Here is a 22,215-nt window from a genome sequence, read left to right on the forward strand (position 1 = left end):
CTATCCAATATACAAAATTATTTTATCCTAATAATTGTAAAACTCCTTGTGGCTGTTGATTAGCTTGAGCAAGCATTGATTGTGATGCTTGAACTAATATATTCATTTTAGATAAGTTAACCATTTCTGAAGCTACATCTGTATCTCTTATTCTTGATTCAGCAGCTGTAACATTTTCTAAAGTATTACTCAAGTTAGTTTGAGTTGACTCTAGTCTATTTTGTTGTGCCCCTAATTTTGCTCTTGATGTATTTAATTCTTTAAGAGCTGCATCTAAGCTAGATACCATTTGTTTAGCTGCCTCAGTTCCTGAAGTTCCATCTACATTCATACTTGCTATTGTAGAACTAGTTATTCCAGCTGAACTCATTATACTTGCAGTGTTTACTAGTGCAACTTTTATTTCATTGTTATTATAAGATGTACCTGCAACATTTGTTCCATAGTTAGCTCCAACTTGTAATCTTACCTCTGTAGAACTTCCATCAAGTAGTTTCTTACCATTAAACTCTGTTGAACTTGATATTCTTTCAACTTCATCTTTTAGTTGTGATAACTCATTAGCTATTTTTTCTCTTTCTTCAGCATTATTAGTTTCATTTGAAGATTGTACTGATAAAGTTCTCATTCTTTGTAGTATGTTTCCAGTCTCTTCTAATGCACCCTCTGCTGTTTGTACAACAGATATACCATCTTGAACGTTTCTTCCTGCTTGGTCTAAACCTTTTATTTGAGCTCTCATTTTCTCAGATATTGCAAGTCCAGCAGCATCATCAGCAGCTCTCTTTATTCTAACCCCAGAAGATAACTTCTCCATAGACTTACTTTGCGCATTTACGTTTCTTCCCATTTGATTATTTGCTACCAAAGCACTTACATTTGTATTAACTCTCATTATTTTACCCTCCTTAGTATAGTTGACATCCTTGTCATTTCTACTTTTAACCTTTATATTAATTCTTCAATTATATCATCGGACAAGTTAACCTATAACTTTATACTTTTTTATTAAAAATATTTACTTTTTCTCTATTTAAGCTATAATACATTGTGTTTACTTGTTTAGTAAGCTTGTACTCATGTAACTCTTTTTTTACTTCTGACAATTGTTCTTGTAAAGAATTTCTTATTCTATCATCAATTTCAATTAATTCCATATCATTATAAAACTGTATAAAGTCATTTTTATCCACTTCACTTATACTATTTATAATATTTTGTCTCTCATTTAATCTATTACTTATATTTTTATACTCCTCTTTTTCAATCAAGGTTATAATTTGTAAAGATATATCTTTATATAAGTTTATTTTTTCTTCTAATTTATCCATAACTAATTACCTTGTGCTTGTGAGAAATAGTTCATTTGGGAAGAATATTGATTTAATAAAGACTCCAAAGCTGAATATTTAGCATAAAGTCTTTTCTCTTTATCATTCATTTTTTCAACTAGTCTGTTTATATTTTTTTCTTGCTCTGCAATTTGTTTTGAATACACATTTTCACTGGCAGAAGAAGTCTTTTCTATACCTGATTTTTTAACAAATTTAGAAAATGAACTTCCTGAATAATCATATACGATATCTTTCAGTTTTTCAAACATTCCCTTATCATCATAATTTGAAGAATATCCAGCTAAAGTTTTGTACACCTTGTCACTATCATCTATAAGCGCTTTTGAAAAAGCATCTGCATTAAATGATATTTGACCTTTTTTATTATAATTCTCATGTTCATTGATACCTAATTTACTTAATACAGAAATATTTTTCCCATCTCCAAAAAATGCAGATTGAATCTCTTCAACAAAAGCTCTTAATTCATCATCGTTTCTAAGTATACCTTCTTTAGCCTTTTTTTCCCATTTTTCTATTTCTTCAGTTGTCATATCTTCTTTTTGGTCATCTGTAAGAGGTGGATAATCTTTTGGCTTTTTAGTAGTAACTAGTCCATAAACCTTATCCATCAACTTATTATAGTCATCTACAAATGCCTTCATATTTTTAGTAGCTTCTTCAGTATCAGTAACAGAAACTAGTTTAGCATTTCCTTTTGAATTTACATTGTAATCAATATTATCTATTTTAAATGAGTTCTGTTCTTTACTTATATGTGTTACTCTTCCTTGTTCATCAGTTACATCAGCTTCTAGATTTTTTCCATGTACCACTGCAAATTTACTTCCACTAGTATCAGTTCCAAATGTAATACCATTATCAGTAGCAATTTGCTGAGCTAAATTATCATTTCCAGTTACTTTTAAATCAAGCTCTGATGACGAACCAGTCTGTTTTCTCGAAATAATCAATTCACCTGTCATCTCGCTATAAGAAGCCTTTATATCGCTATCTGCACAAAGTGAATTTATCTTACTTACAATAGTACTTGTAGTATCTTGTTCAGATATTGGTACATTTACACCACCTATAGTTAAAGAACTAGCTCCACTAGCATTTGGTGGGAATTGTTGAACAATAGGGTCACTTGAGTTTAATTTAATAGTCACTTTTGCTGGTTCAGCCATTTGAGAAACTGCAAATTGATAATTTATTTTCTCTGCACCAGCTGACCCTTTTGCTACTATAATACTTTCATCAGAGCTAGTTATTCTTGTAGCAGAGTATGCATTTTTACTTACTATACTGTTAGGAGATTCTATACTTAAATACTTATCATAAAGATCCTTTGATTCCTGTATAATATTTCTATATATTTCTTGTTTCCATTTAACTATTTGTTGATCCTGTTTCGCTTTATCAACTTTTTCCTTATCTCTTGTCATACTAGCTTCTATTATACCTTCCATATCAAAATTTCCTGAAAGGCCTGTAACTCTTATAGGACTTATACTTGACATATATTTATCCCCCCATCCATAATTATACTTCTAATTTACTATAAACTTCATGCCATGTATCTCTAATCTGTTCTACTATTGGCAATATCTCATCAATTATTTTAATCTCCTTATTTACATCAGCTCTTATTAATTCAGCTTTTATAAACTCATAAACCTTATACATATCTTCTGCCCATTGTCCTGCATTTTGGTCTAATGTAGTCATTAATTCTGTAAATATATTTTGAACTCTCACAAGTTCACTATGTGCTTTCAAATAATCCTTATTTAAAAGTGCTACTCTTGATATATTAGTATATTCTACTGTAGCATCTACAAGCATTAATAGTAGTTCTTCTTTTGATAACTCATTTAGTTTATCTAAATTTAAATTCATTATTTATACCTACTTCTTTCTTCTTTGCTTTTTTTATCAGCTTCATGCCATGTATCTTTAATTTGCTCTATTACAGGTAACACATTATCTATTATCTGAATGTCTTTTCTAATATTGGCTCTTGAAAGTTCATATCTTACAAAATCATAAACTTTGTACATATCTTTTGCCCATTGTCCTGCATTTTGGTCCAATGTAACCATTAATTCTGTAAATATATCCTGTACTCTTATAAGCTCTCTATGTGCTCTTTGTGTATTTTTATCTACAATAGCTCCTCTGGCTATTTTTGTATATTTTACTGCCCCATCAACAAGCATAAGCAACAATTGTTCCTTTGATGCCATAAAAACAGCATTTTGCTTATAAGAACTATAAGGGTTTTCTCCATACATATATTACTTCCTCCAAGAATTTTATTTTAATGATTTTAAAATTTTTATATTTTTATTTGTAGCCTTTATATTTTCACTCTTTACTTTCTCATATATTTCTTTTCTTAGTATATTTATATTGTTAGGAGCTGATATGGCTAGTTTGACATTATTTCCATCTACTCCTACAACTTTGACCTCTATGTTCTCTCCTATAAGTACTGCTTCATCTTTTTTCCTTGAAATGACTAGCATCCACCATCACCTCTCAGTAATGGATGCCTTATTGAATATTTCTCATCCTGTAAAATTATTTGCATTCCAAAATTATTTCTTACATTTATTACTATAGGAGCTTTCATGTTCACAGTTGATTCTTCAAGCGTCTGTCCAAGAGTGATTATGTTCAATAACATAATATCATTTGGAGATTTCACTTCTAGTTTTTCAATTGTATCCTGATTTAGGACTATCTCATATTCTTTAATAATTTCAAATGGGGATACAACAATAAATCCGATACAATCTTCCTCAGTAGAATTAAACTCTTTTAAAATATCATTATCTTCTATATCTAAAAGCTTGTATTCTCTTAAATTTTCAAATCCTAGTATCCCTTTTTTTAATGTAACCTTCATCATATCTGCGTTATTTTACTATATGTAATCTAATATAGATACATTAAATAACTTTCCTCCTGTTTGTAGTGAAGCTTGATAAGTTAATTCTGCTGCCTTTAATTGAACAAGTTTTTCTCCATAATCTATTTCTTCATTTTGTGACAGAATATCCTTTAACTGTATCAAACTATCATTATTTTTTTCCTTCATAGCCTCTACTGTATTTGCTTTTGTACCATATATAGACCTAACATTCACTGTATTTTCTATTAGTTGTTCCATGTCACCTAAACAAGTTGTTGTCAGCTCTTTTATAGCATCCGCATCTGGATTTGCTAATTTTTTTGATATATTATTTAACTCTTTAAAGGGGTCAGCCTGTGTTGGGTCAAATCCAAGACTACTCAATTTAACGTTATAATCTACACTTATCCCTTGAGCTATATCCATACTCAAAGAGTCATTTAATTTATTAAGATTTAGACTAGAATTAAACTTTAAACTCACTGAACCGTCAGCATTATCTATACATTCAACAGGTGGTACACCTGTATTTGAACCTGAAAATATGTACTTTCCTTCATGTGTTGCATTTAAAGCATTTGCAATTTCTTTCATTTTTTCATTAGTTTCATTACTAAGAGTCTTTAGTTCATCATCTGAATATGCACCATCACCACTTGCCACCAAAGTTTTCTTTATATCTGATAATAATTTTCCAAGCTGATCTAATGCAGTATCAGTAGTTTCTAACCAATCTCCTGTATCTTTACAATTCTCAACATAAGTCTCCATAGTTTTTATTTCACTTTTTGAGTTCAATATTTTTATTGCTTTATATGGATTATCGGATAGTTTGTTTATTTCTTTTGTTGTATTAACTTGTCTATTAACCTTATCTAATCTTTGTAGATTATCTTGTAGCGAGTTTAGATAACTGCTAGACATCATACCTGTACTAACTCTCATTATAAGTTCCCCCTTCTATTAAATTATTCCATTTATTACAACATCCAACAGTTGCACAGCTGTTGACATAACTTTTGCACTAGCTTGATAGGAACGTTGTACTTTTATAAGCTCTGTCATTTCTTCATCTAAAGATACACCTGAAACACTCATTCGTGAACTATCAATATTATTTATAATTTTACGTTGATTCACTTCATCTTGATTCACTTTTTTAGAATCTAAACCTATTGATTCTGCAAAAGCTTTATAGTGGTCACTTATCGTACTTACTTTTCCACCAACTACCCCAATATCTATTTTTTCATCCTTTAGCTTAGCAATCTTTGAAGCCTCATCAGCAGTAAGCTTTAATTCATTTGGATTACTCTTTATAGCTGGATTTACCTTTATGATATCTTCACCATCTACATTTGAAGTTATAAAAAAATCTGTTACTGTTATTCCAGCAGATGTATTATAAACATCATTTATCTGTTTAGCTAATCCATCAGATACATCTTTTAAATCGCTTTTATATGTATCAATTTTACCATGTATTTCAAACAAGCCTTGTAAAGTTCCTGATACACCTGTTTTCCAAGTTCCATCTACATTTTTTAATTCATTAAGTTCTAATTTACCATCTGCAAGCATATTTTTAACATCACCATTTTCAAGGTCTAGTTTAAAACTTAAGGAATCTAATATTCTATCTCTTTCATCAAGCAAATCATTTGGAGTAGAGCCAGAACCAGATATAACATCAATAGATTTATTCAAATCTTCAAGACTTTTTAACATGTCATTTATTTGTTTTATTTCAGAGTTTATATTATCATCTATATCTCCCTTTAACTTATTAAGCTTCTTATAACTTTCACTTATTAAAGTTGCCAGATTTGATGCATTTTCTACCACTAGACTTTTTTTACTATCACTATTTATATCCTTTGCTAATGATTCCCATCCTTTAAAAAGGTCGTCTATACCTGCAGATATTCCATAGTCTGATGGTTCATTTATTATAGTTTCTATAGTATTATAATAGTCATACTTTGAAACTGTATTACCATATTTATGTGCTTCTGCTCTAAATTGATAATCATAAAAACTATTTCTAGCCCTTGTTACATTTGTTACATGTACACCTGTACCTAATTGACCTCTTCCAATTGCATTGTTCAAGCTAGGCATATACATTGGACTATTTGTTGCAAATTCTGTCCTTTGCCTAGAATAACCTTCTGTATCTAGATTACTTATATTATGAGAAATTGTCTGTATTGCTTTTTGATGCGCATTCATTCCTGAATTAGCTGTATTTAAAATGGAAAATAATCCTGCCATATTTCTCCTCCCAACATTTATTTTCTAATATCTCCATAAGAATTATAAGTTGTAGTTTGTTTATCAACTGGTTTTATAAAATTAATCATTTTTTTCGTAAAAATCAGTTCTTTCTTTATGAGAGAATCATTTGATTCTTGTTGATTTTTAGCTAAAACAATAATATGCTTTAAATCTGTATATATTTCTTTTAGATATTCATCATTACTATTTTCAACAACTTCACTCATTGAAATATCTTCATTAAAAAGTTGTCTTCTCTTTATCTCTATAGATGCAAGTTCCCTACTAATATCTTCTAATTTAGGATTTAACCTATTTAAATTTTCTATATCTTTTGCAACTATATAGTCAAATTGCTCTTTTAATAATTCCATCATATTACTAAGTATCTTTTTTTCTTCATATATTATAACTTTTAAGTCTGTAATCATGACTTTATCCTCGCATATCCTCTATCATTTTTTTCGCAATTTCTTCTGGTTTTATTTTGTAAGTTCCATTTTCCAATGCATTTTTTATTTCATCGATTTTTTTATTTCTAATAGTCTCATCACTCATATTTGATACACTTGCCATTTCCTTTGCAACTTTAGATAGCTCTATCTTGTCTGTTTTACTAGTTTTTTGAACTTCTTCCACTTTTTTTACACCTGATGTATTCTTTAAATAATTATTTATTACAATATTTGAACTTACATTTTTAATATCCATATTTTCACCTCCAAAATTACATACTTATAATTTAGTTATCGCTCAAAAAATAAAAACATTTATATGATTCAAACATATTTTAAATTTTTTATAAAAATATCCCCTTAGCTAAATTCATACAGAACAGCTTAAAGGGATACTATTTAAAATGCTAATTTATATCTGAATCTTCTATTTTAGATAATCTTACAGATAATTTCTCATTTGTAATAATGCTTTCTCCATAAGCAAACAATCTATCATTTGCATATATATCTAATTTTTCATCCACATTCTTATTTAGTTTTATTATAGAACCTTCTTTTAATTCTAATATGTTTTTTATTGTTTCTGTTGTATTTCCTATAGAAACAGCTACATTTACTTTTGCATTAAAAACATTTTGATTTTCTTCTATAACGCCAGTCTTTTCTTCTATTAGTTGCCCAAAATTCAATTCATATATATCCTCTTTTTTGCTATTCATAAAACTTTTCTCCTTGTATAACCTTATCTATACATATCTATCAACAAGCCTTGTATCATATCAACAGTAGAAACAATATCTATGTTTTCTTTTTCTTCACTAAGTAATTTACTAGTCATATCCTCAAGTTTATCATCAACAATCTTTACATTCTTATAGTATTGATGCTCCCAAAAACTGCTATTTTTATCAAGTGAATACATATTATCTACAACAGATTTTAGGTATTCTTTTACTGCATTTTTGTATATACTAATATCACCATAGTTTTGAGTAAGTACAAGCCTTTCCCCCGCCTTTTTTACACTTTCCAGATTTCGTTTTATATCTTCCATTGAAGAAGATTGTTTTACAGAGTTTAAGTTATCAGAAAATTTATTATTCTCTTTTAGTTTTTTAACCTCTATATTTCTACTTGGACTTATGTTTAGCTTATCTATATTTATACCCATAATAAAGCCTACCCTCTATAATATTTCATAACCTTAGGAATATAATTTTGTGTTTCTTTTGGCATTTTATACAGGTCAGAAATTGATTCTACCCCTCTGCTTTTCATCCTTCCAGGACCACCATTATATGCCATCAATCCCATTTCTATGCTCCCTCCAAACATATCAATGTATTCCTTAATGTGTCTAGTTCCAGCATCTATATTCTGTTCTATATTAAAAGGGTCTGTAACACCCAAATCTTTGCAATTTTCCGGCATAAGTTGCATAAGACCCTTCGCACCAGCAGAAGATACAGTATTTGGATTAAAATCTGATTCAACTTTAATTATTGCTTTTATAAGGTTCGCATCCACATTATATTTTTTTGATGCTTGCTCTACAGCACTTTCAATTCTTGACTTTAAATTTTTATCTTTTGTATCAACATCTATAAACCTACTAGATGTATTATTTACTGCATTATCAAGCTCGTTAAATAAATTTTCAGAATTAGACAATAAATTATATCCATTAGAAGTCTGTTGATTATTTTGTGACAATGCTTTTAACAATGTCATCATAACCATGTCAAATCCAGATGAATTATTATATGTACAGTTACACTGATTTGTAGTGTTGCTACCAGATAATTGAGTTAATGCCAATATATTAATTAATGAACTTATCTCATTCAATATAAAACTCCCCTTTCTAAATTTTATAAACTTCAAAATTAAACTGATAGAACAGATTTCCACCAATATTCATGCTCTATATACCATTTAACTGTTTCTTTTATACCTGAATCAAAATCATATTTTGCCTTCCAACCTAACTCATTCTCTATTTTAGATGGGTCGATAGCATATCTTAAGTCATGACCAGGTCTATCATTTACATAGGATATTAAATCCTCAGATTTACCTAAAATATTTAATATAATTTTTACTACTTCTATATTACTTCTTTCATTATGACCACCTATATTATAAACCTCACCAATTTTTCCTTTATGTATTATTAAATCTACAGCAGTACAATGGTCGTATACATGTAACCAGTCTCTTATATTTTCTCCATTTCCATACACTGGCAATTGTTTGTCTTCAAAAGCATTTAAAATCATAAGCGGTATCAATTTTTCAGGAAAATGATATGGCCCATAATTATTTGAACATCTAGATATAGTTGTTGGAAGTCCATATGTCCTATAGTAAGAGTTAACCAATAAATCTGCTGCTGTTTTAGACGCTGAATAAGGGGAACTTGGATTAATAGCTGATTTCTCTGTAAAGAATAAATCCCTTCTATCAATTGGTAAATCACCATAGACTTCATCTGTAGAAACCTGATGATATCTTTTTATCCCATATGTTCTACATGCATCTAAAAGTACTTGTGTTCCTATAATATTTGTTTGTATAAATAATTGTGGATTTTCAACTGACCTATCTACATGAGATTCTGCCGCAAAGTTAACAACTATATCAAACTTTTCCTCTTCAAATAATTTATAGACATGCTCTCTATCTGAAATATCTCCTCTAACAAATTTATAATTGGGCTTATCTTGTACTTCTTTTAATGTTTCCAAATTACCAGCATAAGTCAATAAATCTAGATTAACAATAGAATAATTTAGATACTTATTAAGCATATAATGTACAAAATTACTCCCAATAAATCCTGCTCCTCCTGTTATCAGTATTTTTTTCATATTTTTCTCCTAAATATTAATTCTAATAAATTTTATTAACGTTCTATACAGATATCTTTAAAACTTTTTTGTTTTTTGTCCTTTACTGATAAGAATATTTCTTCAATTCCTTCTAAAGGCCAATCAATCGATACTTGCTTATCATTCCACATAAAACCACTATCAAATTCTGGATAATAATAATTTGTACACTTATAACTAAATACAGCTTTTTCTGATAAAACTAAAAATCCATGTGCAAATCCTTCTGGAATATAAAATTGCTTTTTATTTTTATCAGACAGTATTACTCCTTCCCACTCTCCAAATGTTTGTGAATCTTTCCTTAAGTCAACTGCAACATCGAAAACTTCTCCCTCTGTAACTCTAACTAATTTTCCTTGAGGATATCTATTTTGAAAATGCATTCCCCTTAATACGCCTTTCCTTGAGCTAGATTCATTATCTTGAACAAAACACATATCAAGTCCAAACTCCATAAAATCTTTTTTATTATAACTCTCAAAAAAATATCCTCTATTATCATAAAACACATTTGGTTCGACTATATATAGCCCTTCTATTTTTGTCTTTATAAAATTGAATTTTACCATTACAATAAACTCCTTTATTGAAATAAAATTTATGATAAATTTTATTTCATATTACATATCTTCATTGGCTAGTTTTAATAGATACTGGCCATACTCAGTTTTTATCAGTGGTCTAGCTAGTTCAATTAACTTCTCTCTACTTATATATCCCTTTGTATATGCAATCTCTTCTAAACATGCTATATACAATCCCTGTCTTGTCTGAACTACTTCAACATAATTAGAAGCATCTAATAGCCCCTTATGTGTACCAGTATCCAACCAAGCCATACCTCTTCCTAAAAGTTCTACTTTTAGTTTTCCTCGTTTTAGATATTCATTATTTATTGAAGTTATTTCTAGTTCCCCTCTATCTGATGGTTCAACAATCTTTGCTATTTCTACAACATCATTGTCATAAAAGTATAACCCTGGTATAGCATAATTAGATTTAGGTATTTTAGGTTTTTCTTCTATTGATAAAACATTAAACTCTTCATCAAATTCCACAACACCAAACGCATTTGGATTACTAACATGATATCCGAATATGGTTGCTCCAGTTCTTTTAACTGCATTCTCTAATCTTTCGCTAAATCCATACCCATAAAATATGTTATCACCTAATACAAGAGAAACACTATCACTTCCTATAAATTCTTCTCCTATTATAAATGCTTCTGCAATCCCATTTGGTTTTTCCTGAATTGCATATGCTATTTTAAGTCCCAATGAACTTCCATCTCCAAATAGTTCCTCAAAAGCTATTATATCTCTTGGTGTAGATATTATAAGTATTTCTTGTATCCCTGCCAACATAAGAACTGACATTGGATAATATATCATTGGCTTATCATATATTGGAAGTGTTTGTTTTGATATACATTTTGTTATAGGATATAGTCTTGTTCCAGACCCTCCTGCTAAAATAATTCCTTTCATATTTATTCCATCCTTAAATTTACTTTGTCATATAATGATTATCGGATAAATAAAAGAAATATTTATATTTTACGTAATATCTTATTTTATTTTTTATAAATAGAATATTTACCTTCTAATGATATCATATTCTTTTAAATACTCTTCTATAGACTCTTCCCATTTTCTAAATGAATTTAATCCAATTAATTTCAGCATAAAATTATCAAGTACAGAATATTGTGGTCTTTGAGTTTTACTCTTAAAATCTTTACTTTTAATTGGATTTACTTTTATATCTATATTTTTTAACTCAAATATCTTTTTAGCAAAATCATACCAACTACACTCACCTTCACATGTGGCATGATAAACTCCATAATTCTCTGTTTCCATAATATTTATTATAACCTTTGCTAAGTCTACTGTACTTGTTGGACTCCCAAACTGGTCATCAACGACATTAACTTCTTTATTTTCTTTAGAAAATTTTATCATAGTCTTTACAAAATTATTTCCATCACCATATAGCCATGCTGTTCTCAGTATAAAGTACTTATGTGAGAATTGTTCCACAAATTTTTCTCCCATAAGTTTACTTTTTCCATAAACAGAATTAGGTTCAGTTTTATTATCTTCTTTATATGGATATTTAGAAATACCATTAAATACATAATCAGTTGATATGTGGACAAGTTTAGCATTCACTTTTTTTGATGCTATTGCTAAATTCCTAGCTCCTAAAGAATTTATTTTATATGAAGTTTCTATATTGTCTTCACATGCATCGACCTTTGTATATGCTGCACAGTTTATAATTACATCAGGTTTATTATATGTTATAAAACTATCTACATTAGTTTGATTAGATATATCTAAATCATCTCTTGTTGTAGGTAATATATCATATTTTACTTGTTTTATACTTTGATTAATTGATTCTAATTGATTGACCAATTCTCTCCCTAATTGACCATTAGACCCTGTTATTAATATTTTCATTGACTGTTTTTACCCCCTCAATAAATATTCAAATCTACCTAATACTTAATTATAACATAGCTTATATTTTGACTTAGGTAGAATATATATTATTTTTATATAAATAGAAAAAGAGATGTAACATTAAATGATTATCATCACATTATTACATCTCTCTAAATCTAAATATTTAAAACATATGTTTTAATTACCAATTAATTACCAGAATCCTATCTAAAATACTTAACTCCAGATTCAAATATCTTTTGGTCTTTCTCACCTATGATATTCTTAAATACTTCCTCACCAATTCTCTCAGAATGTCCCATTTTACCAAACACTCTACCATCAGCACTAGTTATACCTTCAACAGCATAGAATGAACCATTTGGATTAAATTCAATATCATAAGTAGCTTCATTATTAAAATTAACATATTGAGTTGCTACTTGTCCATTAGCAATTAATTCTCTCATAACATCTTCACTAGCAACAAATTTACCTTCTCCATGAGAAATAGCTATATTGTGAATATCTCCAACATTAGTTTGAGCTAGCCAAGGAGATTTATTAGATGAAATTCTAGTTCTAGCAATCTTAGCTTGATGACGTCCAATATTATTGTAAGTAAGTGTTGGTGCACTTTCACTTGGAACTCTTATTTCTCCATATGGAACTAAACCTAACTTAATTAATACTTGGAATCCATTACAGATACCTAACATCAAACCATCTTTTTGAGTTAAAAACTCATTTATAGCTTCTTGAACTCTAGGGTTTCTAAATACAGTAGCTATAAATTTACCAGAACCATCTGGCTCATCACCAGCACTAAATCCTCCTGGTAACATTATTATTTGAGAAGATTTTATTTCATTCACTATTGTATCTATAGAATCTTCTATGTCTTTATAAGTTAAATTCTTAAATACTCTTATATTTGCATTAGCCCCTGCTCTTTCAAATGCTCTTGCAGAGTCATATTCACAGTTTGTTCCAGGGAATGCTGGTATAAATACTCTTGGAGTAGCTATACTTAATGATGATTTTTTAGCCTCTCCTTGTGATATATAGCTTATAGTCTCTATTTTTGATTTTACTTCTTCTGTTTTAGTTGGGAATATAGGCTCTAAAGTACTACAATGTGCTTTATATAATTCATCTAATGAAAGTTCTTCACCTTTAATGAATATACTAGCATCTTTAACTGTACTTCCAAGCACTATGTAATTATATCCATCTAACATGCTTAAATCATCATTTGCTAATTCAAGTACTATATCTCCATAACTAGCTTCAAATAATTTATCATCTGTATATACTTTTTCAGCTTCTTCATTAAACTTAAATCCTATTTTGTTACCAAAAGCCATTTTACTTATTGCTTCACCTACACCTGCAAATCCCAATGCATATGTTGATAAAACTTTATTTTCATGTATAAGTTCTCTTACTTTATCTAAGTTTTTCTTTAGTTCTTCAAAGTCTATAACATTATTTTCTGCTTTATTTACACATAACATTACTACTTTTGAATCTGCTTTTTTAAATTCTGGAGATACTACTTTTCTAGCATCTACTGTATCAACAGCAAATGAAACTAATGTTGGTGGAACTTCAATATCTTTAAATGTACCAGACATACTGTCTTTTCCACCTATAGCAGGTATTTCAAACTTACTTTGTGCATAAAATGCTCCTAAAAGTGCTGAGAATGGTTTGCCCCATTTTTCTGGATTGTTACCAAGTTTTTCAAAGTACTCTTGGAATGTAAGTCTTGTTGTACTGTAATTTCCTCCAATAGCAACTAATTTACATACAGATTCTACTACTGCATATAAAGCTCCATGGAATGGACTCCATTTCCCTACTTTTGGATTATATCCATAAGTCATTATTGTAGAAGTATTAGTTTCTCCACCAAGAACTGGTATCTTAGCAACCATACCTTGAGTTGGAGTAGCTTGATACTTTCCACCAAATGGCATAAGTACTGTATTTCCACCAATTGTATTATCAAACATCTCTACTAATCCTTTTTGAGAACAAACATTAAGGTCAGATAATACTTTTGTAAATTTATCTTTCATACTTGCACACTTAACATCTTTTACTATTTCATTAGAGCTAAAGAATGTGTTTTCTTCATCTACTTTAGTAACATGGACATCAGTAGTTTGTTTCACTCCATTTGTATCTAAAAACTCTCTATTTATATCAACAATTGCTTTTCCATTCCAGAACATTCTTAAATATCCTGTATCAGTTACTGTAGCTACATGTGTAGCTTCTAAGTTTTCTTCTACTGCTAATTGTATAAATTTATCTTTATTTTCTTTTTTTATAGCTACTGCCATACGCTCTTGTGATTCTGAAATTGAAAGTTCAGTTCCATCAAGCCCATCGTATTTTTTAGGCACTAAATCTAAGTTTATGTCCAAACTATCAGCAATCTCACCTATAGCAACACAAACCCCACCTGCTCCAAAGTCATTACATCTTTTTATCATTTGAGCAACTTCTTTATTTCTAAAGAATCTTTGTATTTTTCTTTCATTAGGAGCATCTCCTTTTTGAACTTCTGCACTACAAGTCAATATTGATTCTTCACTATGCTCTTTAGATGAACCAGTTGCTCCTCCACAACCATCTCTTCCTGTTTTTCCTCCAAGAAGAACTATTACATCTCCTGCTTCTGGTCTTTCTCTTACTACATTTTCTTTTGGTGCTGCTGCTATAACTGCACCTATTTCCATTCTTTTTGCAACAAAGTTTTCGTCATATACTTCTGCAACTTGTCCAGTTGTAAGACCTATTTGGTTCCCATATGAACTATATCCATGAGCTGCTTCTGTAGTTATTTTTCTTTGCATAAGCTTTCCAGGTAAAGTGTCCTCTAAAGTTGTTCTTGGGTCAGCACTTCCTGTAACACGCATTGCTTGGTAAACATAACTTCTTCCTGATAATGGGTCTCTTATAGCTCCACCTAGGCAAGTAGCTGCTCCACCAAACGGCTCTATTTCAGTTGGATGGTTATGAGTTTCATTTTTAAACATTACTAAATATTTTTCCATCTTTCCATCAACTTCAACATCCACATTTATACTACATGCATTTATTTCTTCACTTTCATCTAGATCATTTAACTTACCATTTTTCTTTAATTCTTTTACTGCAACTGTAGCTATATCCATTAAGCATATATCTTTATGTCTATTTACATATACATTGTCTCTTGAGTTAAGATACATTTGATATGCTTCTTTTACTATATCATTAAATTTACCATCTTCTATTTTCACATTTTCTATTTCAGTCATAAAAGTAGTATGCCTACAATGATCAGACCAATAAGTATCTAGAACTTTTATTTCTGTTATAGTTGGGTTTCTCTTTTCTGTATCTTTGAAATATTTTTGAACATGTTGTAAGTCTCCTAAAGTCATTGCTAATCCTTTGTCACTTACAAATGATTTTAATCCGTCTTCATTTAAATCTATAAATCCATCTAATATTTCAACTGCTGTTGGTATCTCAGTTTCCATTTTTAATGTTTCTGGTTTTTCTAAAGATGCTTCTCTACTATCCACTGGATTTATGCAGTAATCCTTTATTTTGCTAAATTCTTCATCAGTTATTTTACCTGATAATATATAAACCTTTGCTGTATTAATGGCAGGTCTTATACCTTGATTTACTATTTGGACACATTGAGCTGCCCAGTCACCCCTTTGGTCATATTGACCAGGTAGGAACTCTATTGCAAATACTCTTTCTCCATTTAATTCTGGTATTTCCTCATAGTATACTACATCTAGATTTGGCTCAGAAAAGATTGTCTTTGCTGCATTTTCATAAACATCTTCTGATATTCCTTCTACATCATATCTATTTAATATTCTTAAATCTTCTATACTACTTATGTGCAAGCTTTCCACTAAATCCTTTTTTAAAGCTTTAGCCTCAAGGTCAAAACCTTCTCTTTTTTCAACTAGTACTCTTCTAACCATTGAGTCTTTATTTCCAGTATTCAACATACCTTATCCTCCATTTTAGAAAAATTATCTACCTATGTCTGTTCTATAATGCATTCCTTCAAAGTTTATTTTTTTTATATTTTCATAAACTTTTTCTGCTGCATCTTTAACTGTAGCTGATTTTGTAGTTATACCAATTACTCTTCCCCCATTAGTAACTAAATTGCCGTCAAGCATCTTAGTACCACTGTGGAATACTACTATATCATCATCTAAATTTTCAAGACCAGTTATAACTTTTCCTTTTTCATAACTGTCTGGATACCCTCCTGATGTAAGCATAACACATACAGCTTCATCATCACTATAATTTATTTCTATGTCTTTTAACTTATTGTCAAGTATAGCTTCCATTATTTCATGTAAATCTGTTTCTAATCTAAATAAAACAGATTGTGTTTCAGGGTCTCCAAATCTTACATTATATTCAAGTACTTTCTCTCCATCATCAGTTATCATAAGACCAACAAATAAAATACCTTTAAAGTTAAGTCCATCTTTTTTGAATCCCTCTAATGTTTTTTCTAGTACTGTTTCTTTTACTTTATTTGCTAATTCTTCTGTATAGATTTCACTAGGTGAAAAAGTTCCCATTCCACCTGTATTCGGTCCTTGTTCATAATTATTTACCTTTTTATGGTCTTTTGCACTTGCCATAGGAACTATTGTATTATTGTCTACAAATGCCAAGATAGAAGTTTCTATACCTTTTAAAAATTCTTCAATTACTATTTTATCTCCAGCAGTTCCAAATTTCTTATCTGACATCATTTCTTTTAAAGTTGCTATAGCATCTTCTCTATTTTCAGGTATTACAACACCTTTTCCAGCAGCTAATCCGTCCGCTTTTATTACTACTGGATACCCAAAGCTATCTATTTCTGATATAGCTTCTTCTAAGTTTGTATATTCTTTATATTTTGCAGTAGGTATGTTATGCTTTATCATAAAATCTTTTGAAAAAGCTTTACTTCCTTCAAGTTGAGCACATTTTTTATTAGGTCCAAATACTCTTAAACCTTCTTTTTCAAATTCATCTACTATTCCCATAACTAGTGGTACTTCTGGACCTACTATTGTTAGACCTATTTTGTTATCCTTGGCAAATTTTAAAAGCCCTTCTACATCAGTATCACCTATATTTACACATTCTGCTACATTTGCGATTCCTGCATTACCTGGCGCACAATAAACTTTTTCTACATTTTTTTCATTGCTTAATTTCCAGCATATAGCATGTTCTCTTCCGCCACCGCCTACAACCAATATCTTCATAATATCCTCCTTAGTGTTTGAAGTGTCTTATTCCTGTAAATACCATAACCATATCATACTTATCACAAGCTTCTATTGAATCTTTATCTTTTATAGAACCACCTGGCTGAACTACTGCTGATATTCCATATTCATGAGCTAATGTTACACAATCATCAAATGGGAAAAATGCATCTGATGCTAAAACAGCTCCTGTAAAATCTTTATCTTTATTATTTTCAAGAGCATTTTTTAATGCCCAAATTCTTGATGTTTGTCCACAACCTAGAGCTAGAGTTTGACCATTTTTTACTATTGCAATTGCATTTGACTTCATATTTTTTACCACTCTCATACCAAATTCCATGTCTTTAAGTTGCTCATCTGTTGGTTTTGCTTTTGTTACATTTTCACTTTTTTCTGCTAATGTATTGTTTCTATCTTGTATCAATAATTTTCCATCTAAGTATTTCATTTCATATGGTTGTAAACTATTTTCTATCTTAGCTAATTTTAAGATTCTTAGATTTTTCTTTTGTTTAAGTATCTCTAATGCTTCTGGTTCAAAATCGTATGCTACTACTATTTCTAAGAATATTTCATTTAATTTCTCTGCTGTAGCTTTGTCTATAGTGGAAGTTATTCCTACTATTCCACCAAAGATTGATACTTTATCTGCTTCATAACATTTTGTATATGCTTCAAAAGCATCTTTTCCTAATCCTACACCACATGAATTAGCATGTTTTATAGCTACTGAAACTACTTCTTCACTGTCTTTAAATTCTCTCATAACTTCTAAGCAACCATGTAAATCATTTAAGTTGTTGAAAGAAAGTTCTTTACCACCTAGTTGTTCATAATTTAAGATTGGATTTTTTGCATTTGATTGTGAATATAAGAAACCATTTTGATGTGGATTTTCTCCATATCTTAAAGTTTGTTCTTTTTGGAAAGTTAAATTTAATATGTCAGGATATGTATCTCCTACTTCTCCAGCAAAATAGCTAGATATTAAAGCATCATATCTTCCTGTAGTTGAGAAAGCTTTATATGATAATTTTTTTCTATCTTCTAATGTCATTGTCTCTGTTTTTAATTTTTCTATTATAGAATCATAATCTTTTATATCTACTACTACTATTACATCTTTATAGTTTTTAGCAGCAGAACGTATCATAGATGGTCCACCGATATCTATATTTTCTATCATTTCATCGTGGCTTTTCCCAGCTTTTAAAGTTCCTTCAAAATCGTATAGATTTACAGCTACTAAATCTATTGAATGTATTTTATGTTCATTCACAGTTTCTACATGAGATTCTTTGTCTCTTTTATAAAGTATTCCACCATGTATATATGGATTTAATGTTTTTACTCTTCCATCCAATATTTCTGGGAAGTTTGTAACATCTTCAACTTGCATTACATTAACTCCATTTTCTTTTAATGTCTTAAAAGTATTTCCTGTAGATATAATTTCATAGTCTAACTTATTTAATTCTTTAGCAAATTCAACTACACCTGTTTTGTCAGTTACACTTATTAAAGCTCTCTTACTCATTTATAAACACTCTCCTACCTTGAAGTTTTAATTTATTTTCACAAAAAAGACTTAAACTCTCTTCCAAAATCCTATGTTCAACTTCTAACACTCTTTTTGCAAGTGTTTTTGCATCATCATCTTGATTTACCTTAACTACATCTTGCATTATTATTGGTCCAGTATCAGCACCTTCATCCACAAAATGAACTGTAGCACCAGTTACTTTAGCCCCATAATCTATTACTCCCTGATGGACTCTTTCTCCATAGAATCCAGCCCCACAAAATGAAGGAATTAATGATGGATGTATGTTTATCATTTTGTTTCTAAACTCATTAACCAGCTTTGGGCTGATTATTTTTAAATAACCAGCCAAAACTACTAAATCTATTTTATTTTCTTTAAGAATTTCTATTATCTTGTCTTCATTAGTTTCACAAATTGCCTTTATGTTATGATTTTTAGCTCTCTCTAAACCATAAGCATCTTGCTTACTTGAGATAACTACTTTAACCTGACCTTTTATTTTTCCAGACTCAGTACCATCTATAACTGCTTGTAAATTTGTTCCTCCACCAGATATCAAAACTCCTATATTTAGCATAATTCTACACCTTCATGACTATCTACTACTTCACCAATTATATATGCTTTATCTTCTAATAATTCACTATACTTTTTATCTACATAAGCAGCATTGTCATTTTCTCTATTATTTATAAAGTTTACAACATCGTTGGCATTTTCTTTATCTACTATTAAAACTAGTCCAATACCCATGTTAAAACTCTTATGAAGTTCTCTCTCATCTACAGCATTAAAACCTTCTATCATTTTAAATATAGGAGGCTTCTCCCAAGATTTTTTATTGATGTCTAATCCTAATCCTTTAGGTATAACTCTTGTTATATTTTCTATAAGCCCTCCACCAGTTATGTGAGCTATAGCTTTTATATCATGTTTAGCTAATACATCTAAAGCTAACTTAACATATATTTTAGTTGGTGTTAAAAGTGCTTCCCCAACTGTCATTCCTAGTTCTTCTACATATTGTTCCATCTTATAATCATAAGTTTCTAAGAATATCTTTCTTATAAAAGAAAATCCATTACTGTGTACTCCACTTGAAGATATACCAACTAATACATCTCCTGATTTAACATCATTTCCAGAAACAATCTTTTCTTTGTCAGCTATACCTACAGAGAATCCTGCTAAATCATAATCATCATCTCCATACATTCCAGGCATTTCAGCAGTTTCTCCACCAATTAGTGCACAACCAGACATCTTACAGCCATCTGCTATTCCACCAACTACTTTTTCTATATGCTCAGGAACTAATTTTCCAAGAGCTATATAATCAAGGAAGAATAATGGCTTAGCACCTTGACATATTAAATCATTTACACACATTGCAACTAAATCTATTCCAACAGTATCATGCTTGTCCATCATTTGAGCTATTTTTAACTTAGTCCCAACACCATCTGTAGATGCAAGCAAAACTGGTTCTTTCATTCCCACAAAATCTTTTAAACTGTATAATCCACTAAAGTTTCCTAAATCTCCAACTACATTTCCATCATAAGTTCCTTTAATTTTACCTTTTATAAGGTCTACTGCTCTATTTCCTTCATCTATATCTACACCTGATTCTTTATATGTTAACATGAAAGTAGTTCCTCCTTATCAATTTTTTTAACTGGGTATTCTCCATCAAAACAAGCTTTACAGAAAGTAGACTTATGTTCTGCTGCATCTAACATTCCTTCTATATCTAGGAATTTTAAACTATCACATCCAATATATTCTCTCATTTCTTCTACGTTGTTACTTGATGCAATTAACTTAGAGCGATTTGGAGTATCTATTCCATAATAACAAGAGTAAGCTACTGGAGGAGATGTTATTCTAAGATGAATTTCTTTTGCTCCTGCTTCTCTTAAAGATTTTACTAACTGTTTAGATGTAGTTCCTCTTACTATTGAATCATCTACTAAAATTATAGATTTTCCTTTTATTACTGTTGAAAGAGGATTTAATTTTATTTTTACAGCTATTTCTCTTTCCTCTTGTGTAGGTTTTATAAATGTTCTTCCTACATATCTATTTTTAACTAGACCTTCACTTATTTTTAATCCACTAGCATTTGCATAACCAATAGCTCCTGGCCAACCTGAATCAGGAACTGGAACTACTACATCTGCTTTTACATTTTCATCTTGAGCTAATCTTTCCCCACATTTAATTCTGAACTCATATGCATTTACATTATCTATAGTTGCATCATTTCTTGCAAAGTATATGTGTTCAAATATACAACTTTTCTTAACTGGTTTATAATTTTCTGAATAAAAATATGATTTTAATTCACCATCTTTAACTACTATTATTTCTCCTGGCTCTACATCTCTTATAACTTCTCCGCCAAGTATGTCTATTGCACAATTTTCTGATGCAAATATATATTCATCGCCCTTTTTACCAAGTACAAGAGGTCTGAATCCATGTGGATCTCTAACTGCAACCAATTCATCTTGACTCATTATTACAAGGGCATATGCACCTTTGATATAGTCCATTGTTACTTTTAAACTTTCTACTATATCACCTTTGTAATATCTTGCAAGTATATATAAAATTACTTCTGTATCTGAATTAGTTTGGAACATATATCCATCTTCTTCTAGCATATCTTTTAAATAATTTGCATTTACTAGATTTCCATTATGAGCTATAGCTAATTGTCTTTTTCTGCAACTTCCAACTAAAGGCTGACAGTTAGAAACATGACTTCCTCCAGCTGTTGAATATCTAACATGTCCAATACCTATATTTCCTTTTAACTTAGATAATTCACTTTCCTTAAAAACATCTCCAACTAATCCCATATCTTTTTTGTACTTAATTTCTCCATCATCTAAAAGAGCTAAACCACAGCTTTCCTGCCCTCTGTGTTGCATAGAATATAAAGAATAATATAGTTCTTTAGTTACATCTTTATTAGAGTAAATCCCTAAAACTCCACACATACATTTGCCT

General features: G+C 29.9%; 24 protein-coding genes. All 24 read right to left on the bottom strand.

Features of this window, described 5'->3' with window-relative positions; translation table 11 throughout:
• Positions 1 to 22: 22 nt before the first annotated feature.
• Entirely contained in the window at positions 23 to 895 is an 873-nt protein-coding gene (locus IC174_RS16520) for a flagellin (protein ID WP_227434656.1), read from the bottom strand.
• A gap of 100 nt (positions 896 to 995) precedes the next feature.
• Positions 996 to 1,331: a flagellar protein FliT gene (locus tag IC174_RS16525; protein WP_227434655.1), complete on the bottom strand. Its 336-nt coding sequence runs from the start codon at positions 1,329 to 1,331 to the stop codon at positions 996 to 998.
• A 2-nt stretch (positions 1,332 to 1,333) separates the two neighbouring features.
• A complete protein-coding gene (gene fliD / locus IC174_RS16530; protein ID WP_227483454.1) occupies positions 1,334 to 2,857 on the bottom strand; it encodes a flagellar filament capping protein FliD in 1,524 nt (507 codons plus the stop codon).
• 22 nt (positions 2,858 to 2,879) lie between these two features.
• Positions 2,880 to 3,236, bottom strand: a complete 357-nt coding sequence (fliS, locus tag IC174_RS16535; protein WP_227483455.1) for a flagellar export chaperone FliS — start codon at positions 3,234 to 3,236, stop codon at positions 2,880 to 2,882.
• The gene (fliS, locus tag IC174_RS16540; RefSeq protein ID WP_227434652.1) at positions 3,236 to 3,631 is read right to left on the bottom strand and encodes a flagellar export chaperone FliS; all 396 of its coding nucleotides are present in this window, start codon (positions 3,629 to 3,631) and stop codon (positions 3,236 to 3,238) included. The genes fliS (IC174_RS16535) and fliS (IC174_RS16540) overlap by 1 nt, the downstream gene beginning before the upstream one ends.
• Before the next feature lie 21 nt (positions 3,632 to 3,652).
• A complete protein-coding gene (gene csrA / locus IC174_RS16545; protein ID WP_095892764.1) occupies positions 3,653 to 3,865 on the bottom strand; it encodes a carbon storage regulator CsrA in 213 nt (70 codons plus the stop codon).
• Positions 3,859 to 4,251, bottom strand: a complete 393-nt coding sequence (gene fliW / locus IC174_RS16550) for a flagellar assembly protein FliW (protein WP_227483456.1) — start codon at positions 4,249 to 4,251, stop codon at positions 3,859 to 3,861. Before fliW ends, csrA begins: the two co-directional genes overlap by 7 nt.
• A 15-nt stretch (positions 4,252 to 4,266) precedes the next feature.
• Positions 4,267 to 5,199: a flagellar hook-associated protein FlgL gene (gene flgL / locus IC174_RS16555; RefSeq protein ID WP_227434650.1), complete on the bottom strand. Its 933-nt coding sequence runs from the start codon at positions 5,197 to 5,199 to the stop codon at positions 4,267 to 4,269.
• A gap of 18 nt (positions 5,200 to 5,217) precedes the next feature.
• The gene (gene flgK / locus IC174_RS16560; protein ID WP_227483457.1) at positions 5,218 to 6,528 is read right to left on the bottom strand and encodes a flagellar hook-associated protein FlgK; all 1,311 of its coding nucleotides are present in this window, start codon (positions 6,526 to 6,528) and stop codon (positions 5,218 to 5,220) included.
• 17 nt (positions 6,529 to 6,545) lie between these two features.
• A complete protein-coding gene (locus IC174_RS16565; protein ID WP_227483458.1) occupies positions 6,546 to 6,962 on the bottom strand; it encodes a flagellar protein FlgN in 417 nt (138 codons plus the stop codon).
• A gap of 4 nt (positions 6,963 to 6,966) precedes the next feature.
• Positions 6,967 to 7,242 (bottom strand): flagellar biosynthesis anti-sigma factor FlgM, encoded by a 276-nt coding sequence (gene flgM / locus IC174_RS16570; RefSeq protein WP_227483459.1) that lies wholly within the window; start codon positions 7,240 to 7,242, stop codon positions 6,967 to 6,969.
• A gap of 151 nt (positions 7,243 to 7,393) precedes the next feature.
• Positions 7,394 to 7,708, bottom strand: a complete 315-nt coding sequence (locus IC174_RS16575) for a FliM/FliN family flagellar motor switch protein (RefSeq protein ID WP_227434646.1) — start codon at positions 7,706 to 7,708, stop codon at positions 7,394 to 7,396.
• 23 nt (positions 7,709 to 7,731) lie between these two features.
• On the bottom strand, positions 7,732 to 8,160 hold the full coding sequence (locus tag IC174_RS16580) for a YaaR family protein (protein ID WP_227434645.1): 429 nt from the start codon (positions 8,158 to 8,160) through the stop codon (positions 7,732 to 7,734).
• Between the two features lie 8 nt (positions 8,161 to 8,168).
• Complete coding sequence (locus tag IC174_RS16585; protein ID WP_227434644.1) at positions 8,169 to 8,837, bottom strand: lytic transglycosylase domain-containing protein; 669 nt, start codon at positions 8,835 to 8,837, stop codon at positions 8,169 to 8,171.
• Positions 8,838 to 8,875: 38 nt separating this feature from the next.
• Positions 8,876 to 9,859 carry a dTDP-glucose 4,6-dehydratase gene (rfbB, locus tag IC174_RS16590; RefSeq protein ID WP_227483460.1) on the bottom strand — a complete coding sequence of 328 codons (984 nt, stop codon included), beginning with the start codon at positions 9,857 to 9,859 and terminating at the stop codon, positions 8,876 to 8,878.
• 35 nt (positions 9,860 to 9,894) lie between these two features.
• Positions 9,895 to 10,452 carry a dTDP-4-dehydrorhamnose 3,5-epimerase gene (rfbC, locus tag IC174_RS16595; protein WP_227483461.1) on the bottom strand — a complete coding sequence of 186 codons (558 nt, stop codon included), beginning with the start codon at positions 10,450 to 10,452 and terminating at the stop codon, positions 9,895 to 9,897.
• A 51-nt stretch (positions 10,453 to 10,503) separates the two neighbouring features.
• On the bottom strand, positions 10,504 to 11,373 hold the full coding sequence (gene rfbA, locus IC174_RS16600) for a glucose-1-phosphate thymidylyltransferase RfbA (protein WP_227434641.1): 870 nt from the start codon (positions 11,371 to 11,373) through the stop codon (positions 10,504 to 10,506).
• A gap of 108 nt (positions 11,374 to 11,481) precedes the next feature.
• Positions 11,482 to 12,354 carry a dTDP-4-dehydrorhamnose reductase gene (gene rfbD / locus IC174_RS16605; protein WP_227483462.1) on the bottom strand — a complete coding sequence of 291 codons (873 nt, stop codon included), beginning with the start codon at positions 12,352 to 12,354 and terminating at the stop codon, positions 11,482 to 11,484.
• A gap of 209 nt (positions 12,355 to 12,563) precedes the next feature.
• Positions 12,564 to 16,370 (bottom strand): phosphoribosylformylglycinamidine synthase, encoded by a 3,807-nt coding sequence (locus IC174_RS16610; protein ID WP_227483463.1) that lies wholly within the window; start codon positions 16,368 to 16,370, stop codon positions 12,564 to 12,566.
• A gap of 24 nt (positions 16,371 to 16,394) precedes the next feature.
• Positions 16,395 to 17,645: a phosphoribosylamine--glycine ligase gene (gene purD, locus IC174_RS16615; RefSeq protein ID WP_227483464.1), complete on the bottom strand. Its 1,251-nt coding sequence runs from the start codon at positions 17,643 to 17,645 to the stop codon at positions 16,395 to 16,397.
• Between the two features lie 10 nt (positions 17,646 to 17,655).
• A complete protein-coding gene (gene purH, locus IC174_RS16620) occupies positions 17,656 to 19,188 on the bottom strand; it encodes a bifunctional phosphoribosylaminoimidazolecarboxamide formyltransferase/IMP cyclohydrolase (RefSeq protein ID WP_227434637.1) in 1,533 nt (510 codons plus the stop codon).
• A complete protein-coding gene (purN, locus tag IC174_RS16625; protein ID WP_227434636.1) occupies positions 19,181 to 19,774 on the bottom strand; it encodes a phosphoribosylglycinamide formyltransferase in 594 nt (197 codons plus the stop codon). The genes purH and purN overlap by 8 nt, the downstream gene beginning before the upstream one ends.
• On the bottom strand, positions 19,768 to 20,844 hold the full coding sequence (gene purM, locus IC174_RS16630; protein WP_227434635.1) for a phosphoribosylformylglycinamidine cyclo-ligase: 1,077 nt from the start codon (positions 20,842 to 20,844) through the stop codon (positions 19,768 to 19,770). Before purM ends, purN begins: the two co-directional genes overlap by 7 nt.
• Entirely contained in the window at positions 20,838 to 22,205 is a 1,368-nt protein-coding gene (purF, locus tag IC174_RS16635; RefSeq protein WP_227434634.1) for an amidophosphoribosyltransferase, read from the bottom strand. The genes purM and purF overlap by 7 nt, the downstream gene beginning before the upstream one ends.
• Positions 22,206 to 22,215: the final 10 nt, after the last annotated feature.

This window comes from Clostridioides sp. ES-S-0001-03 (genome assembly GCF_020676075.1).
Lineage (GTDB): Bacteria > Bacillota > Clostridia > Peptostreptococcales > Peptostreptococcaceae > Clostridioides.

What these genes read in the sequence shown, in the direction of transcription:
- purN (WP_227434636.1), bottom strand. Translation starts at nt 19,774, where the DNA reads ATGCTAAATATAGGAGTTTTGATATCTGGTGGAGGAACAAATTTACAA.
- fliS (WP_227434652.1), bottom strand. Translation starts at nt 3,631, where the DNA reads ATGTATGGAGAAAACCCTTATAGTTCTTATAAGCAAAATGCTGTTTTT.
- IC174_RS16565 (WP_227483458.1), bottom strand. Translation starts at nt 6,962, where the DNA reads ATGATTACAGACTTAAAAGTTATAATATATGAAGAAAAAAAGATACTT.
- IC174_RS16525 (WP_227434655.1), bottom strand. Translation starts at nt 1,331, where the DNA reads ATGGATAAATTAGAAGAAAAAATAAACTTATATAAAGATATATCTTTA.
- rfbB (WP_227483460.1), bottom strand. Translation starts at nt 9,859, where the DNA reads ATGAAAAAAATACTGATAACAGGAGGAGCAGGATTTATTGGGAGTAAT.
- purH (WP_227434637.1), bottom strand. Translation starts at nt 19,188, where the DNA reads ATGAGTAAGAGAGCTTTAATAAGTGTAACTGACAAAACAGGTGTAGTT.
- IC174_RS16580 (WP_227434645.1), bottom strand. Translation starts at nt 8,160, where the DNA reads ATGGGTATAAATATAGATAAGCTAAACATAAGTCCAAGTAGAAATATA.
- flgM (WP_227483459.1), bottom strand. Translation starts at nt 7,242, where the DNA reads ATGGATATTAAAAATGTAAGTTCAAATATTGTAATAAATAATTATTTA.
- rfbC (WP_227483461.1), bottom strand. Translation starts at nt 10,452, where the DNA reads ATGGTAAAATTCAATTTTATAAAGACAAAAATAGAAGGGCTATATATA.
- IC174_RS16520 (WP_227434656.1), bottom strand. Translation starts at nt 895, where the DNA reads ATGAGAGTTAATACAAATGTAAGTGCTTTGGTAGCAAATAATCAAATG.
- IC174_RS16575 (WP_227434646.1), bottom strand. Translation starts at nt 7,708, where the DNA reads ATGAATAGCAAAAAAGAGGATATATATGAATTGAATTTTGGGCAACTA.
- rfbA (WP_227434641.1), bottom strand. Translation starts at nt 11,373, where the DNA reads ATGAAAGGAATTATTTTAGCAGGAGGGTCTGGAACAAGACTATATCCT.
- purD (WP_227483464.1), bottom strand. Translation starts at nt 17,645, where the DNA reads ATGAAGATATTGGTTGTAGGCGGTGGCGGAAGAGAACATGCTATATGC.
- csrA (WP_095892764.1), bottom strand. Translation starts at nt 3,865, where the DNA reads ATGCTAGTCATTTCAAGGAAAAAAGATGAAGCAGTACTTATAGGAGAG.
- fliW (WP_227483456.1), bottom strand. Translation starts at nt 4,251, where the DNA reads ATGATGAAGGTTACATTAAAAAAAGGGATACTAGGATTTGAAAATTTA.
- flgK (WP_227483457.1), bottom strand. Translation starts at nt 6,528, where the DNA reads ATGGCAGGATTATTTTCCATTTTAAATACAGCTAATTCAGGAATGAAT.
- purF (WP_227434634.1), bottom strand. Translation starts at nt 22,205, where the DNA reads ATGTGTGGAGTTTTAGGGATTTACTCTAATAAAGATGTAACTAAAGAA.
- IC174_RS16610 (WP_227483463.1), bottom strand. Translation starts at nt 16,370, where the DNA reads ATGTTGAATACTGGAAATAAAGACTCAATGGTTAGAAGAGTACTAGTT.
- purM (WP_227434635.1), bottom strand. Translation starts at nt 20,844, where the DNA reads ATGTTAACATATAAAGAATCAGGTGTAGATATAGATGAAGGAAATAGA.
- fliD (WP_227483454.1), bottom strand. Translation starts at nt 2,857, where the DNA reads ATGTCAAGTATAAGTCCTATAAGAGTTACAGGCCTTTCAGGAAATTTT.
- fliS (WP_227483455.1), bottom strand. Translation starts at nt 3,236, where the DNA reads ATGAATTTAAATTTAGATAAACTAAATGAGTTATCAAAAGAAGAACTA.
- flgL (WP_227434650.1), bottom strand. Translation starts at nt 5,199, where the DNA reads ATGAGAGTTAGTACAGGTATGATGTCTAGCAGTTATCTAAACTCGCTA.
- rfbD (WP_227483462.1), bottom strand. Translation starts at nt 12,354, where the DNA reads ATGAAAATATTAATAACAGGGTCTAATGGTCAATTAGGGAGAGAATTG.